Origin of the sequence: Acinetobacter kanungonis (assembly GCF_009939195.1) — a bacterium.
GTDB classification, from domain to species: domain Bacteria; phylum Pseudomonadota; class Gammaproteobacteria; order Pseudomonadales; family Moraxellaceae; genus Acinetobacter; species Acinetobacter kanungonis.
Map to the genome: position 1 here is coordinate 292,325 of NZ_JAACKC010000003.1, position 14,061 is coordinate 306,385.

19 protein-coding genes are annotated in these 14,061 nt (G+C 43.3%); 10 read left to right on the plus strand and 9 right to left on the minus strand.

Translation table 11 applies throughout. The features are described from left to right. Positions 1–29: 29 nt before the first annotated feature. From GWK51_RS07635 to GWK51_RS07650, 4 genes are all read left to right on the plus strand, one after another. Complete coding sequence (locus GWK51_RS07635; RefSeq protein ID WP_100240555.1) at positions 30–281, plus strand: RNA recognition motif domain-containing protein; 252 nt, start codon at positions 30–32, stop codon at positions 279–281. Between the two features lie 43 nt (positions 282–324). Beyond that, positions 325–687, plus strand: a complete 363-nt coding sequence (locus GWK51_RS07640) for an ASCH domain-containing protein (RefSeq protein WP_161933248.1) — start codon at positions 325–327, stop codon at positions 685–687. Positions 688–763: 76 nt separating this feature from the next. After that, positions 764–1,267: a DUF6586 family protein gene (locus GWK51_RS07645; RefSeq protein WP_100240556.1), complete on the plus strand. Its 504-nt coding sequence runs from the start codon at positions 764–766 to the stop codon at positions 1,265–1,267. 108 nt (positions 1,268–1,375) lie between these two features. Continuing rightward, positions 1,376–1,654, plus strand: a complete 279-nt coding sequence (locus GWK51_RS07650; protein WP_100240659.1) for a hypothetical protein — start codon at positions 1,376–1,378, stop codon at positions 1,652–1,654. 53 nt (positions 1,655–1,707) lie between these two features. On the opposite strand, the gene GWK51_RS07655 is transcribed toward GWK51_RS07650, so the two are convergent. From GWK51_RS07655 to GWK51_RS07670, 4 genes are all read right to left on the minus strand, one after another. After that, on the minus strand, positions 1,708–3,426 hold the full coding sequence (locus GWK51_RS07655) for a cation:proton antiporter (protein ID WP_161933249.1): 1,719 nt from the start codon (positions 3,424–3,426) through the stop codon (positions 1,708–1,710). A gap of 145 nt (positions 3,427–3,571) precedes the next feature. After that, positions 3,572–3,727: a 50S ribosomal protein L33 gene (gene rpmG, locus GWK51_RS07660; RefSeq protein ID WP_003654787.1), complete on the minus strand. Its 156-nt coding sequence runs from the start codon at positions 3,725–3,727 to the stop codon at positions 3,572–3,574. 16 nt (positions 3,728–3,743) lie between these two features. Continuing rightward, the gene (gene rpmB / locus GWK51_RS07665) at positions 3,744–3,980 is read right to left on the minus strand and encodes a 50S ribosomal protein L28 (protein WP_000048256.1); all 237 of its coding nucleotides are present in this window, start codon (positions 3,978–3,980) and stop codon (positions 3,744–3,746) included. Positions 3,981–4,145: 165 nt separating this feature from the next. Then, positions 4,146–5,594, minus strand: coding sequence for a coniferyl aldehyde dehydrogenase (locus GWK51_RS07670; RefSeq protein ID WP_161933250.1), 1,449 nt, complete (start codon positions 5,592–5,594; stop codon positions 4,146–4,148). A 116-nt stretch (positions 5,595–5,710) separates the two neighbouring features. On the opposite strand from GWK51_RS07670, the gene GWK51_RS07675 reads away from it, so the two are divergent. The 5 genes from GWK51_RS07675 (at position 5,711) to GWK51_RS07695 (ending at position 9,388) form a co-directional block, all read left to right on the plus strand. Beyond that, entirely contained in the window at positions 5,711–6,403 is a 693-nt protein-coding gene (locus tag GWK51_RS07675) for a TetR/AcrR family transcriptional regulator (RefSeq protein ID WP_100240559.1), read from the plus strand. Positions 6,404–6,484: 81 nt separating this feature from the next. Continuing rightward, positions 6,485–7,351, plus strand: a complete 867-nt coding sequence (purU, locus tag GWK51_RS07680) for a formyltetrahydrofolate deformylase (protein WP_161933251.1) — start codon at positions 6,485–6,487, stop codon at positions 7,349–7,351. A gap of 216 nt (positions 7,352–7,567) precedes the next feature. Next, positions 7,568–8,341 (plus strand): energy transducer TonB family protein, encoded by a 774-nt coding sequence (locus GWK51_RS07685; protein WP_161933252.1) that lies wholly within the window; start codon positions 7,568–7,570, stop codon positions 8,339–8,341. Positions 8,342–8,360: 19 nt separating this feature from the next. Continuing rightward, the gene (locus GWK51_RS07690) at positions 8,361–8,984 is read left to right on the plus strand and encodes a MotA/TolQ/ExbB proton channel family protein (protein ID WP_100240562.1); all 624 of its coding nucleotides are present in this window, start codon (positions 8,361–8,363) and stop codon (positions 8,982–8,984) included. After that, positions 8,984–9,388, plus strand: coding sequence for an ExbD/TolR family protein (locus tag GWK51_RS07695; protein WP_100240563.1), 405 nt, complete (start codon positions 8,984–8,986; stop codon positions 9,386–9,388). The genes GWK51_RS07690 and GWK51_RS07695 overlap by 1 nt, the downstream gene beginning before the upstream one ends. Positions 9,389–9,440: 52 nt before the next feature. Here the strand turns inward: GWK51_RS07695 and msrA are convergent, their stop codons facing one another. The 5 genes from msrA to thyA all read right to left on the minus strand — a co-directional run bounded on the left by msrA (position 9,441) and on the right by thyA (position 13,140). Beyond that, on the minus strand, positions 9,441–9,965 hold the full coding sequence (gene msrA, locus GWK51_RS07700) for a peptide-methionine (S)-S-oxide reductase MsrA (protein ID WP_161933253.1): 525 nt from the start codon (positions 9,963–9,965) through the stop codon (positions 9,441–9,443). A gap of 119 nt (positions 9,966–10,084) precedes the next feature. Then, positions 10,085–10,540: an META domain-containing protein gene (locus tag GWK51_RS07705; protein WP_161933254.1), complete on the minus strand. Its 456-nt coding sequence runs from the start codon at positions 10,538–10,540 to the stop codon at positions 10,085–10,087. Positions 10,541–10,652: 112 nt separating this feature from the next. Then, complete coding sequence (locus tag GWK51_RS07710) at positions 10,653–11,690, minus strand: lipoprotein N-acyltransferase Lnb domain-containing protein (RefSeq protein ID WP_161933255.1); 1,038 nt, start codon at positions 11,688–11,690, stop codon at positions 10,653–10,655. 23 nt (positions 11,691–11,713) lie between these two features. After that, positions 11,714–12,226, minus strand: coding sequence for a dihydrofolate reductase (locus tag GWK51_RS07715; RefSeq protein ID WP_161933256.1), 513 nt, complete (start codon positions 12,224–12,226; stop codon positions 11,714–11,716). A gap of 71 nt (positions 12,227–12,297) precedes the next feature. Beyond that, positions 12,298–13,140 carry a thymidylate synthase gene (thyA, locus tag GWK51_RS07720; RefSeq protein ID WP_161933257.1) on the minus strand — a complete coding sequence of 281 codons (843 nt, stop codon included), beginning with the start codon at positions 13,138–13,140 and terminating at the stop codon, positions 12,298–12,300. A 410-nt stretch (positions 13,141–13,550) separates the two neighbouring features. Here thyA and GWK51_RS07725 point away from each other — a divergent pair, with 410 nt between their 5' ends. After that, a complete protein-coding gene (locus GWK51_RS07725) occupies positions 13,551–14,060 on the plus strand; it encodes a peptidoglycan amidohydrolase family protein (RefSeq protein WP_161933258.1) in 510 nt (169 codons plus the stop codon). The last annotated feature ends 1 nt before the right edge of the window (position 14,061 follow it).

The following is a 14,061-nucleotide window of genomic DNA, read 5'->3' on the forward strand; positions in this document are numbered from 1 at the left end:
TGAGTATTTGCCTATTTTAAGGTTTAAAGATGAAAATTTTAGTTCGTAATTTAGAGCGTACTGTCAAAGAAGATGAATTGCTGAAGCTGTTTCAACAATACGGCACGGTAGAAACTTGCCAGTTAGTATTGGATGCTGAAACAGGTAAATCCAAAGGTTTTGCATTTGTGGAAATGCCCCATGGTCGCGAAGCGGTGAAAGCGATTAAAGCACTCAACACCTTGCGTTTACATGGCACGGGTATTCGCGTCAAGCAAGCTGAAGACAAGCCGCAGGCTTAAATAAAAAGGAGCAGAATATGCTCCTTTTTTTATGAGTAAAATAATGAAAAAGTTGTACCAAGCTTTATCTATAGTGGCGCCATCTGGTGAATATATTGTTCAAGGCGTAAAGACATTAGAAATTCGTTCTTGGCGACCTGAGCAGCTTCCTCTTAAAAATTTACTGATCGTGGAAAATACTCACTATTTGAATACGCATGGAGATGAAGAAGAAGGTCGAGCGATAGCATTTGTTGATATTCAATCCGTTCATGTGTGGAAAAACACTGAAATTGAACCTGCGAAAGCTTCTTATTGGGAAGATGGTTATTGGGCTTGGGTAATTGAAAATGTTAGACCTATCAATCCACCCATAAAAACTATGGCTCGTCGTAAAATTTATTGGATCGAACTGGAACAGATGTAATTTTTTTATTGTGCATTGAATTCAATTAAGTTTAATCTTAGTGCTGTAACAAATGCCCAAGAAATAGGAAATTCGTATGTCCCGTGTTGCTCGCTTCCATGCCGACCGTACCAATCAGAAATTATATTTTGCACGTTTGTCGTGTCAGCAAGCCGAGCAAATCGATCATGTTCAACAAGCACAGGCCTACCGTGAAGCAGCGGTCTTTCATTTACATGGAGCAGTTCTTGCATTTTTACAGGAATTAGTGCGTTATTACCGTCTAAATGATTTTCAGCCGACCTTGAAGTCGATTGAAGAACAGATGGCGGCCAAAGGTCAGGTATCACCTGAAGTCGTGGTGATGCAACAACTCTCGAAAGATGGTTTTATCGCAGAGCTTAAGCGCGCTTATCGCATGTGTCAGTATGCACCAGAACCAAGTGCGCCAGAGCCAGAGGATGAAACTTCTTCGAATCTCATTATTAAGGTGACGCAAACACCTCAGGCATGGTTGCCAGACACCAAAATTTTACGTGAGTGGCATCGTGATTTGACCCAGTTAATCGATGGTTTTCGTAATGAAATGGTGGAATTCTAGGCAAAACCAAGCAAATGCTTGAAGTTTCGTTTTTTGACCCGATATTAATAAGTCTAAGCGATGCAAAGCGCAACTGCCTTTGCCACCATGTTGAACATGGAGAAATATATGTCTATAGAGCAATTGAAAGAATTATTTGGGAATCAGGAAGCGGTTCTAGAATTAGTTCAACTAGAAGATGGTGAGTTGGCGTTGCGAAATGCAGGCTCGGAAAAAGATCCTTTGGTTAAAATTCAATTTAGCGATGAAGTTAAAGCATTGCTAGGTGATCAAACTGCCGTGATTGCACAACACATGATACAGGCAGCGTTGTTTGGCTTGCTTGAAAAACAAGTGAATGAATGGCAAGCCGAGGTTGTGGACGAAAAACCACAGTTTATGAGCTAAGTTTCATTAGCGAAAAAAGCGCACATGAAGTGCGCTTTTTTTATGTTTAAAGCTTAATGACTTGGTGCTTGGTGATGGGCAATCTCAATTTGATTGAGAATATGATTGCTCATATTTTTCGCCATTTCTTCTTTGGCTAAATACACTTCACCGATATTTTCTTTACGGATCACTTCGGCTTCTTGTTTGCTTTCTGCACAGATCAACACTTGAATCTGCGGGTTCAGGGTTTTGGCAATGTCGACAATTTTGTGAATATCAATAATATCCATTGGAGACAGCACCAATAGCCGTGCATGTTGAATGTGCGCTTGAATCAGGACGCCTGGTTCAGTGGCCACACCTGAAACGGCAGCAATGCCTTTTTCACGCAGGTCTTCGACGATCTCACGGTTTTCTTCGGCAATCACGACTTTAATCTCTTCTGCCATCAAGGTTTTGGTGATGCGACGTCCAACTTCACCGTGACCGACAATCACCACCTGATCACGCAGATAATCCTGCGAGACTTCATCAGGCAGCATGGCGAGAGGGTCACCACTACGTTCCAAGAGGCGTGCAAGGGAGGAGCGTTCACGAATCCAGTTCTGAATCGGTTCAATTGCAGAGAAGATAAACGAGTTCAGGGTAATTGAAATTAAGGCGCCTGCCAGAATTAAATTCTGTCCTTCCAGTGAAAGGAGTTTTAATGAGACGCCCAGCGTGGCGAGAATGAAGGAAAACTCACCGATTTGTGCGAGAGATGCACCCACCGTCAATGCAGTATTGATCGGGTAGCGGAAGAACAGCACCAATGCCATCGCGGCAATAGTTTTACCCACCATGATAATCCCGACCACAGCCAAGACATGTTCAGGCTGTTCCCATAAAATGCTTGGGTCGAACAGCATGCCGACTGAAACGAAGAACAGGATTGAGAAAATTTCACGCAAAGGTAAGGTTTCTTCTTCCGCACGATGGCTAAAGTCAGACTCCTTGACGACCATGCCTGCAAAGAAAGCACCAAGTGCCATGGAAACACCAAAGACCTTATATGCGCCAAAGGCAATCGATACGGCAGCAGCAACCACAGTCAGGGTAAACAGCTCACGTGAGCCTAGACGGGCAACAAACTGCATAATCAGCGGCACTAAACGCTTGCCGACAATTAGCATGAAGGCAATGAATCCAGCGACTTTCAAAAGGGTGAGTCCTAGCGTCAGCCAGATATTGCCACTCTCAGCATGCGCTGTCATAGGCTCTCCACCGAGCAATACGGCGGTAGCAGGAAGCAAGACCAAGACCAAGACCATGACCAGATCTTCAACCAAGAGCCATCCGACCGCAATTTTACCATTAACCGAATTGAGTAGACCTCGATCGCCTAAAGCTTTAAGTAATACCACCGTACTGGCACATGATAAGCTCAGACCAAACACTAGTGCCGAGCCAAAGCTCCATCCCCAGAGCATGGAAACACCAATCCCCAGCAAAGTCGCCACGGCAATTTGCAGAATCGCGCCCGGTAAGGCAATGCGTCGCACTTGTAACAGGTCATTCAGGGAAAAGTGCATGCCTACGCCAAACATCAGGAACATGACGCCCAATTCGGCAAGTTGGTTGGCGAGTTGAATATCCGCAACAATCCCCGGGGTGTTGGGGCTAATAATAATGCCCGCAATTAAATATCCGATCAGCGGGGGGAGGCGTAAACGTGCGGCAAGATAACCAAAGATCAGCGCTAAGCCAAAACCAAAAGCCAGTAATATGATGAGGTCTACATTATGTGGCACTAAAAACTCCTTAAACACAAGTTAAGGGTGAAAAGAAAATAAGCACAAAGAATGCCAAAAAGTTATTTAAGTTTATCAAGGCGCATAAAAAAAATGCAAAAAAAAACGACCCAAGATTAGGTCGTTTCTTTTTAAGAATCTAAAATTATTTGATTTTAGCTTCTTTGAAGATTACGTGTTGACGGATTTTTGGATCAAATTTTTTGATTTCCATTTTTTCCGGCATAGTACGTTTGTTTTTAGTAGTGGTATAGAAATAACCTGTACCAGCTGTAGAAACTAAGCGAATCTTATCACGCATTGTCCTGACTCCTTACTTAGATCTTTTGACCTTGAGCACGTAGGTCAGCAACAACCTTTTCAATGCCCAATTTGTCGATAATACGCATACCTTTAGTGGTTAAACGAAGACGTACGAAACGTTTTTCGCTTTCTAACCAGAAACGGTGGTGATGCAGGTTCGGCTCGAACCGGCGCTTAGTTTTGTTGTTGGCGTGTGAGACGTTGTTACCAACGACTGGACGCTTGCCGGTAACTTGGCAAACCTTAGACATGGTGTAACTCCATTGATTTAGCCAACAGCAAATCTGTATGGCCAGTCAAAAATAAACGGATTGAATTCATTCAAGGGGCGTTTTATACCAAAAATGCGCTTAAAAGACAAGCGATTTTTCGTAAAACGGGACACGATCTGGTGCAATAGATCATGCCTTGATCACTTAGCGAAGAAGAGTTTTCAAAATCAATTTGTGAATCGGCTTATTAAACGGTGGGAGAATGTATTTAAAGCTGTAAAGCTTTGGATTCGACATCATAGACCGTTCATGCGACAAACTGAAGAAACCTTCTGGACCATGATATTTTCCCATTCCCGATGCACCAACGCCACCAAATGGTAAATCGTCTTGTGCAACATGGGTTAATACCGTGTTTTGTCCAAAATGCCCTGAATGGGTACGCTGTGCGACATATTCCGCACGCGCCTGATCAAAGTCGAAGTAGTATAAAGCAAGTGGACGAGGACGGCTATTAATAAAGTCGATTACATCGTCAATTTGTTCATATTCCATGATGGGCAAGAGTGGACCAAAGATCTCATTCTGCATAATCTGCATATCTGGGGTGACGCCAGCAACCAGCGTAGGCGCGATTTTACGCACATCACTGAGTTGTTCTTGCAGCGGGTTAATCTCGATAATCTGTGCACCACGTGTTTGTGCATCATCTAAATAGCTTTGCAGACGCTGATATTGCTTGTCATTAATTATCGCGGTGTAATCCTGATTGTCCTTGAAGTGTGGATACATCTCTAAAACGCAGGCTTTAAACTTTTCAATGAATTCTGGAGTTTTGCCTTTGGGTAGGAACATAAAATCAGGCGCAACACAGGTTTGACCAGCATTCCAGAGTTTGCCCACCGCAACCCGCTGTGCGACATCGTCCAGATCAATAGAGGGATGGACTAAGACAGGGGATTTGCCGCCTAACTCCAAAATAACGGGGACTAAGTTTTCTGAAGCGGCTGCCATGACCGTTTTACCGACATTGGTCGAGCCTGTGAAAATAATTTTGTCAAAAGCCAAATGACTAAAGGCATCGGAAATGACACCACCACCATTAATGACCGCAACCAGTTCCTGTGGGTAAATTTCAGATAACGCGAGTTCAAGTACACGACCAAAATTACAAGAAGAGCTGGAAACCTTAATCATGGCATGGTTGCCTGCTGCCAATGCGCAAATCAGCGGACCGACAGACAGTAATAAAGGATAGTTCCACGGTGCAATAATGCCGACCACGCCTAAAGGCTGGTATTCCACCCATGCTTTGGCGGGCTGATGGATGATTCCGACGTGTCGCTTGGAGGGCTTCATCCATTTGGACAAATGCTTGCTATAATATTTAATCTGCTCAAGGCAAGTGAGTAATTCGCCGATTTTGGTTTCGGCAATAGAACGGTTACCATAATCGAGGTCAATTGCTTCTGCGAATTGATCTTGGTACTTAACCAAGATACGCTTAAGCCGTGCTAAACGATCAATACGTTCCTTTGCTGTGGGTAAAGGATAACGTTGGTAAGCATGTTTTTGTTGTTCAAGTACGTCGTGTAAGTATTGAAGATCAAAAGCATGTGGTGTCATTGCCGTTGTTTTTGTTTGACTGTTCATGACGCACTACCAGTTACATTAAAGCGGATAATTAAATTTTTAGAGCAAATGCTCTAAATAGTCAAGTCACTTACTGTGTTAGTTTTCTAACCCATTGAATATATGGTTACTTTAGGATGTCTCACTCCAAAACGGTGAAAACCAAAGAACGCATTTTGCAATTAAGTTTGCAGCTGTTTAATGAACGTGGTGAACGCTCAGTCACGACCAATCATATTGCGGCTGAATTGGGTATGAGCCCAGGCAATTTGTATTACCACTTTCGCAATAAAAACGAAATTATTAAGGAGTTGATGGAGCAATACCAGAGAGAAACGCTGGAAATGCTCGCACTTCCTGATGATCGGGCATTGGATGTGAATGACAAAATCAGTTATTTCCAAGTCTTAAGCAACCAACTGTGGGCCTATCGTTTCCTACACCGTGATGTGTATCACTTGGTGGAAAATAATGAAGATTTCCGCAAAATGTATCCGCGTTTTGCAGGGCAGGTGATGCAACAGGGTCAAAAGATTTATCAGGCTTTTGTAGATGCAGGGCTGATGCAAATGACGGCCTCTGAAATTGAAGCTTTGGTGATTAATCTGTGGATTGTACTCACTAACTGGACCAACTTCTTATATATGTCGGGTCATATCAGTGACTCGAACCATTTGGAAGAAAAGTGGGTCTGGCAGGCACTGCGTCAAATGGTGTTCCTTGAAGGGGCGTATTTACGCGGTGAAAGCCGTGAAACGTATGAGCGCTTACTGGAAAGTTTTGGTCCTTCAGAGCTATTTGCCAGTCTGTCACATGCGAAAAACAATTGAAGCTGAAACAAGCTATTTAGAAAGCGTTTAAAACGCGCTAGAATACTCGGCTTATTTAAATTAGGTGTAACAAGAACCAACATGAACATGACCACTGCTAACACGGCACGCTTACTGATTACTTGTGAAGATAAGCCAGGTATCGTGCAGGCTGTATCGAGCTTTTTGTATCATCAGGGAGCAAATATTACCGCACTTGATCAATACGCGACGGAAGCTACGGGCGGGCGTTATTTCATGCGTGTTGAGTTTGAGTTAGACCATTTGCAATCACGTAAAGAAAGTCTGATTCAGACCTTTGCGGTGAATGTGGCAGAGCGTTATGCCATGCAATGGCGTTTTGCGTTTGTTAGTGACGTGAAAAAAGTCGGTATTTTGGTGTCTAAAGTCGACCATGCTTTGCTTGAGCTGTTATGGCGTCATGCACGTGGTAGTTTGCCTTGTGAAATTACCAAAGTGGTGTCGAACCATCCTGATTTGCGTGAAGCGGTTGAAAACTTCGGTATTCCATTCGAAGTGGTACCAGTCAATAAAGAAAACAAACGCGAAGCTTATGCAAAAATTGATGAGTTGATGCAAGGCAATGATTTGCTGGTACTCGCGCGTTATATGCAAATTCTGGATGAAGAGTTTGTGAAGCACTGGGAAATGAAGATCATCAATATTCACCATTCGTTCTTGCCAGCGTTTGTGGGGGCAAATCCTTACAAACAAGCCTATGAGAAAGGGGTGAAATTGATTGGTGCGACTGCGCATTACGTGACGGCCGATTTAGACCAAGGCCCGATCATTGAGCAAGATGTGGAGCGCGTGAATCATGACTTTACTGTTGATCAATTGCGCGAATTGGGTCAGGACGTTGAACGTAATGTTTTGGCGCGTGCTGTGAAATGGCATTTAGAAGACCGTATTATTGTGGATGGCAATAAAACAGTTGTTTTCCAATAACTATTTTTAGCATATGCGAAAAAGGACCAGTTTTTTAACGGTCCTTTTTTTATTTTGATTCAAAAAACTCATCAAAACAGTGAAATTAATAGTTGCAAATGAAAACACTTCTCATTTATTATTGCGATACTTTAATTGTACTAACCGATGAGCTTGATTGTTAAATCCACGATTAAACTGTCGTGAGCAGTCGCTTCTTTTAGGTCGCAGATTCTAATGAGTCAAATTTCTACCCCGTCTATGCAAGCTCCAAATCCGATGAAAAAGAAAGTCATCTCAGCCTTAATTGCAGTTGCCATTGGGCATGTTGGGGTATTGTGGGCGGTCAGCCACATGAAAGCGCCTGAACTTCCGATCATAGACAAAGAGCCATTAAAAGTACGATTTGTCAAAATTCAAGAACAACCAAAACCTTTACCGCCAAAGCCGAAAGCTGAACCGAAAAAAGAACAGCCTAAGCCTAAGGAAGTAAAAGAGGTCAAAGTGGTGGAAAAACCGCAGCCACAACCTCCGAAGAAGGTGGAAAAAGTTCAACAAGTTAAAAAAGCAGAAACCGTCAAACCTGTTACACAGCCGACAATCCAGCCACAAAAACCAGCTGTGGTCAGTACACCTACGGTCGAAACCAAAGTGGTCAGCAAGCCTGCACCTGTAGCAGAACCCGTACCAGAAAGAGTGGCACCAACACCGACAACCAAGAGTGTGTCGATTGGTGGTTCTGGGGTGCAATGGAGTCGTTCACCAAAACCAAGTTATGGCAATAGTGACTTGAAAGGTGAGACTCGTACCATTGTGGTGCTGATTGAGGCGGATGAAAAAGGTAAAATTACCAATGCTCGTGTGACTAAATCGACGGGTGTTGCTGCTTTAGATGAAAAGATTTTACGCGCAGTGCGTAGTGCAAAATTCAAACCGTACAAGGAAAATGGTGTTGCTTATCCAATTCGTGCAGAGCAACCATTTGAATTGACATTGAATCCTAACGGCTAACTATTTCAGGAGTTCGAGTATGAACTTTTCAGTTTATTGGCAACATGCGGATGCGGTGAGTAAAACCCTGTATTTCGTATTATTGGCAATGTCTATCGCAACATGGACGATTTTTATTTTACGTCTGATGGGCACACGTCAACTTAAACAACAAGCCCATGCTCAACTTGCAGCGGCATTGTCGAAGTTAAAGGCGAAATTACAACCGCTCAGTTTTGAACAGCGTAAAGCCGTTGCTGAACAAGCGTTATTGCGCCAGATTTCTGTTGAAAAAGCCAATGCTGAAAAAGGCGTATCGGTACTCGGTACCATCGCATCGATTGCACCCTTTGTCGGTCTATTCGGTACGGTTTGGGGGATTTTCCATGCCTTGGTTGCGGTAGGTAAAAGTGGTCAGGCAGGTCTTGCTCAAGTGGCAACTCCAGTGGGTGAAGCCTTGATTATGACGGGTCTTGGTTTGGCGGTCGCGATTCCTGCGGTATTGGCGTACAACATTTGTGTGCGTGCCAACCGTACCTTGTCGAATGAATTACAAGATCAAGCGCACAGCTTATTGATTGACACCATGTTGCAACAAGAAACTGCGACACAACAAGTTGAAGCGAAAGCAACACAACAAGGTTTAGTTGGAGGTCAAGTTTAATGGCTTTTCAATTGGGTGAAGACAACGATTCGGGCATGAATGAGATGAACCTCATTCCGCTCATCGATATTATGTTGGTATTGATGATCATCTTTCTGGTGACTGCGACCGTTGCCAACCCATCAATTCCATTAACCTTACCCAAAACCACTGCGGATATTGTGAATCCACCACCTGAAGCGATTACTGTTAGTATCAATGCCAATGGTGAAGTGGCTTGGAATGACCAAATCATCACTTTAGACGAGTTACAGACCCGTTTTAATGATGCAGGTCAGGCAGAGCAAAAACCAACGGTACAATTGCGTGCAGATAAAGAATCACGTTATGACACCGTTGCTCAAGTAATGTCACGTGCGAGTGAAGCCGGACTCAGTGATATTGCTTTTGTGAGTGAAAATTAAGCCTCTTCGAGGTAAAAAAAGCGACCTCATCGGTCGCTTTTTTTATGCCTGCTTATTCGCTTTTGAGTAGGGACTGGAACTTACTGTGAAGTTTCAACAGCTTCGGTGGAATGGCAAAGTTACAGTAGCCTTGTGACGGATTACGGGCAAAGAAATTCTGGTGATACTCTTCCGCAGGATAGAATGTTGGTGCAGGACTGAGCTCAGTCACAATGTTGATGCCTTGAGCTTTCAATTCATCAATGATTTGCACGGCTTGTTGCTGTTGTTCTGCATTCAAATAATAAATCACGGAGCGATACTGTGTGCCAATATCGTTGCCCTGACGGTTTAAAGTGGTTGGATCATGTGTGGCAAAGAACACTTCAAGCAATTGCGTGTATTGAATTTGCGTTTCATCAAAATCAATCAGAATCACTTCGGCATGCTGAGTATCGCCACGACAGATATCTTCATAACTCGGATTTTCGGTCAGCCCACCTGCATAACCACTTACGACCTTGCTTACGCCTTTCAATTGTAGAAACACGGCTTCGACACACCAAAAGCAGCCTCCGCCAAATAATGCCTGTTGCATAACAATTTCCTTAATTCAATTTTGCTCGCCACTATAAGAGAACATTGTGGCACAACGATGTAAGTTGAGTTGTAAATATGAAAAAGGTCTGTAATACAGACCTTTATATAAAGATGAGATTAACGCGGCTGTTTGGCGCTGGCAAATTCAATCAGTAAATTACCATGACGATCCATCAGTTTCAGGGTGTTGTTATACACCTGATAGTTGGTCACATTCGCCAGTGCAGCATTAAATTGGTTGGGAATGGTGCTATCAATACACGCCATTTTGGTCGATGCCATCTGAGACAGCACCAGTGTATCGCCCGTCGCTTGATAGGTGCCCATCAAACGGTTACAGCCATCGGCACCAGCAACACGTTTGGTTGCTTCATTAAATTGCAGTGCTGGAATATTGCGGGCACTTGGATTGGTTTTAATCATTTGTGAACCAATTTGAATCGCGATCCAAGTATGGTTTTGCAGCATTTGTAGATTATTCATCTCAGTAGCCGAAGACGTTGGCGTAGATTGGCAACCTGTGAAAAGCAAGGCAGAGCCGAGTAGGGCAACACTTAAGGTTTTTTTTAACATGTTGTAATTCCACTTTTTTTGACTTTATCCGATATTTTATAAACAAAGCAGATGCAAATTTCCAGTTGATTATCGTATTTCTTGTTGTCCTTTGCCGCTGTGAGGACGCAACTTAATGCGTTGGTAGTCCTTGACGAATGGTGCGGGAATAATCTTGGACTGACGCTAAAGATTGAACTTTGGGATTGACATGGGCACGACGATACCATTCATGCATGCTGTAACGATGTGAGATTGCATTTAAGTCATAGAGATAATTCGGTAAATAGCCCGAAGCCAAAAGACGGTAATCGACAGGGAGTGGTTTTTGGGAAACCTCTTGAATCATGTCAAATACCAGCGTGGTGCAGTTACTGCTGAGCGTGTTATACCATTTGGGCTGCTGTGCCAGTTCACTGGCTTTATCTAAATATTCCAGAAATAACGCTTGGCTTTGCGCTTTGGACATCTTGATTGGAAAAAAATAAACCTGCTCATGGCGAATATTGCTGCGGGTATAAATGATGTCCGTTTCATTGGCTGCGACCAAATTCAGCTCATATTTCCGAAAAAAGCCACCGATTGCAGAAAACTCTTCGCCTTGTTCTTTCCGAATTTCAATGGAAAAGGTGAGCGGGGCTTGATTGGCAAAATCAAAACTCACCAGCGTGTGGGCAATTTGAGGTCCTGTCCAGTAGGAGGTAATGATATTGACCCCAGTAATTTGATTTAAATCCAGTACACGGGTTTGCCAAGCGGCTTGATAACTGCCATCTGCATGCCAGTGGAAATCACGCACATTGTGCAAGGTCACCTGATGGCCTTGCATCTGATAACTGAGTAGTCGAGAGACTTCAGGATTCCAGTCACGGTCTTGTCGCGCATCTAAGCCAAAGTACCAGCCCAGCGCCAAGACCAAGCCAAAAACATACAACAGAATGTCTTTGTTGCGACTGATCAGATGCTGACTAAAATAGATGCCCAAGATACTGAGGGAAAAGCATGCCCATGCGAGCATTAAGCCGTAGGTCACGACGGCATGAATCGGCTGCTGAATCCACAGGGCGAGGCACAGCCAAAGTGAAGATAGCAGTACAAACAGACTAAAAATACAGTGGATCAACCATTGTAGTGTTCTGAACAACAATGAACCTGATCCTTTTTGCTGCATCTTCAGCCACTCATGTAGATGGATTATTTGGTGTAGGTTGCAAACTCGAATGCAATCCCAGTTTTTTCATCTTGTTGTTTTTCTGAGCTGACTTTTTTAAATTCAGCTGGAATTTCAGGATAATACGCATCACCCTGTACATCAAGCTCGACATGGGTCAATTCCAGACGATCTGCAATCTGCATGGTTTGCTTAAAAATTTCACCGCCACCAATAATGAAAATGCTCTCTGGCTTTTCTGATGCTTGTACATCGGCAACCGCCTGATTCAGCGCTTCTTCAATGCTATACGCCACTTTGGTGCCTTCAAAATACCAGTGTGGATCGCGAGTAATCACCCAATTGACACGCTTGGGTAAGGTACGTCCCATCGACTCCAGCGTTTTACGTCCCATCACCACCACACCGCCTTGGGTGATGGCTTTAAAATGCTTGAGGTCGGCAGAAATATGCCAAGGTAAATCGTTATTTTTGCCGATACAGCTTTGCTGATCCATTGCTACAACATGCACGACTTCTAAATTTTGGAATGTCATTAATCACTGACCTGTTGAATTATTGTGATGAAACGATGCTCCCTGACGGCAGAAAGCATCTCACCTGTAGCTTAAACGGCAACAGGGGCTTTAATGGCTGGATGTGACTCATAACCGACAATTTCAATATCTTCGAATTTAAAATCGAAGATATCTTGAATCTCAGGGTTGAGTTTTAACTGACACAAGCCCAGCGGCTCGCGGCTGAGTTGCAGTTTGGCTTGTTCAAAATGGTTGGCATACAAATGTATGTCGCCACCTGTCCAGACAAAATCACCAACCCCTAAGCCACAGACTTGCGCAATCATATGCGTCAGCAAAGCGTAGCTAGCAATATTAAATGGCACACCAAGAAATACATCTGCACTACGCTGATACAGTTGGCAAGACAGTTTGCCATCCTGTACAAAGAACTGGAACAGAGTATGGCAAGGCGGTAGCGCGACTTGTCCTGCTTCTTGAGGATTCCAACCTGACACGATCAGACGACGTGAATTTGGATTGGTTTTAATCTCATTCACCAACCAAGCAATTTGGTCAAAACCGTCTTGTGCATACAGACCATTTTCGATTTGGGTTGCACCGAAGTTACGCCATTGATGACCATAGACGGGACCGAGTTCACCTTCAGGGCGACCAAAACGAGCCGTCTGTTCAGCCGTTGCCCATTCATCCCAAATGCTGACTTTGTTGTCTTGTAAGTATTTAACGTTGGTGTCACCTTTGAGGAACCACAATAGTTCAATCACAATCGAACGGAAGTGGACTTTTTTGGTGGTGAGTAAAGGGAAACCTTGATTCAGGTCAAAACGCATTTGATGACCAAATACCGAGCGCGTACCTGTACCTGTACGGTCGCCTTTATCACCACCGTGATCGAGGATGTGTTGTAGAAGGTCTAAATACGTTTTCATAAAACTCTCAAATAAATAATTTGGGCAAGCAAACCTGTTTTGGAATGACCTGATTGTCCCAATCTAAATTCTAAAATATGGGGTCGATTATACTGAATTGTGTGGTGTAAAGCACCCACGATTGGAAAGCTCAGTTAGGGTGGCTGATCTGATAAAAAGTTATGTGAAATGTATTGAATCAAGCAGATTAAACGCGTTTTTTTATGAGAAGTAAATTAGAGTATTGATTATTTTTTGTGCATAAGGGTCGCCCCAAGCGATCATGTAATGTCTAGAAAAAGAGTAAGTTATCTGTTGCTCTGTTACATGTTTATATTTTTTTACATTTTACGTATGAAAAATTAAGTTTCACGAGCTACTATCAGCACTCAGTTTTTTGTGTTTGATGTAAGAAGTTTGAGGTTTTAAGGATGATTTATGATGTTAATACGGGTATGAGTGATGTTCATGCTCCTGCCGAAACACAAATCATTATTCGTTCGAATGCGCAACAAAAACCAGATACCAAACGCTCAAACACAGAACGCAATCGTAACTACACCTCAAGTAATTCTCAGCGTGTTGATATTGATAAATTCACGCAGAAATTAAGCAGTATCACGCGCCGTACCAGCACCCAGAAATGTGCCAAGAGTATTCGTCTGGCATTACAGTCTGCGGGTGCAAATGTACAGGGTCATCCTGTTGCGGCTGCGGATTGGGGCAATACACTCGAGCGATTAGGCTACCGTCGTATTAGTCCATCGTTTGACCAACCGAAAAAAGGCGATATCTATATTATTGACCGCACCAAAGGTCATACTTATGGGCATATTGCGGGTTATTCAGGTTCGGGTTGGGTGTCTGATTTTCAGCAATCAGGTTACGCTGTGTATAAGAATGCTAATGTGCAATATAGTTATTATCGCCTAGATCACTAAT

Bases quoted from the DNA above. Each gene is read 5' to 3' on its own strand.
- GWK51_RS07635 (WP_100240555.1), top strand. From the start codon at position 30: ATGAAAATTTTAGTTCGTAATTTAGAGCGTACTGTCAAAGAAGATGAA.
- GWK51_RS07640 (WP_161933248.1), top strand. From the start codon at position 325: ATGAAAAAGTTGTACCAAGCTTTATCTATAGTGGCGCCATCTGGTGAA.
- GWK51_RS07645 (WP_100240556.1), top strand. From the start codon at position 764: ATGTCCCGTGTTGCTCGCTTCCATGCCGACCGTACCAATCAGAAATTA.
- GWK51_RS07650 (WP_100240659.1), top strand. From the start codon at position 1,376: ATGTCTATAGAGCAATTGAAAGAATTATTTGGGAATCAGGAAGCGGTT.
- rpmG (WP_003654787.1), bottom strand. From the start codon at position 3,727: ATGCGTGATAAGATTCGCTTAGTTTCTACAGCTGGTACAGGTTATTTC.
- rpmB (WP_000048256.1), bottom strand. From the start codon at position 3,980: ATGTCTAAGGTTTGCCAAGTTACCGGCAAGCGTCCAGTCGTTGGTAAC.
- GWK51_RS07670 (WP_161933250.1), bottom strand. From the start codon at position 5,594: ATGAACAGTCAAACAAAAACAACGGCAATGACACCACATGCTTTTGAT.
- GWK51_RS07675 (WP_100240559.1), top strand. From the start codon at position 5,711: ATGTCTCACTCCAAAACGGTGAAAACCAAAGAACGCATTTTGCAATTA.
- purU (WP_161933251.1), top strand. From the start codon at position 6,485: ATGAACATGACCACTGCTAACACGGCACGCTTACTGATTACTTGTGAA.
- GWK51_RS07685 (WP_161933252.1), top strand. From the start codon at position 7,568: ATGAGTCAAATTTCTACCCCGTCTATGCAAGCTCCAAATCCGATGAAA.
- GWK51_RS07690 (WP_100240562.1), top strand. From the start codon at position 8,361: ATGAACTTTTCAGTTTATTGGCAACATGCGGATGCGGTGAGTAAAACC.
- GWK51_RS07695 (WP_100240563.1), top strand. From the start codon at position 8,984: ATGGCTTTTCAATTGGGTGAAGACAACGATTCGGGCATGAATGAGATG.
- msrA (WP_161933253.1), bottom strand. From the start codon at position 9,965: ATGCAACAGGCATTATTTGGCGGAGGCTGCTTTTGGTGTGTCGAAGCC.
- GWK51_RS07705 (WP_161933254.1), bottom strand. From the start codon at position 10,540: ATGTTAAAAAAAACCTTAAGTGTTGCCCTACTCGGCTCTGCCTTGCTT.
- GWK51_RS07710 (WP_161933255.1), bottom strand. From the start codon at position 11,690: ATGCAGCAAAAAGGATCAGGTTCATTGTTGTTCAGAACACTACAATGG.
- GWK51_RS07715 (WP_161933256.1), bottom strand. From the start codon at position 12,226: ATGACATTCCAAAATTTAGAAGTCGTGCATGTTGTAGCAATGGATCAG.
- thyA (WP_161933257.1), bottom strand. From the start codon at position 13,140: ATGAAAACGTATTTAGACCTTCTACAACACATCCTCGATCACGGTGGT.
- GWK51_RS07725 (WP_161933258.1), top strand. From the start codon at position 13,551: ATGATTTATGATGTTAATACGGGTATGAGTGATGTTCATGCTCCTGCC.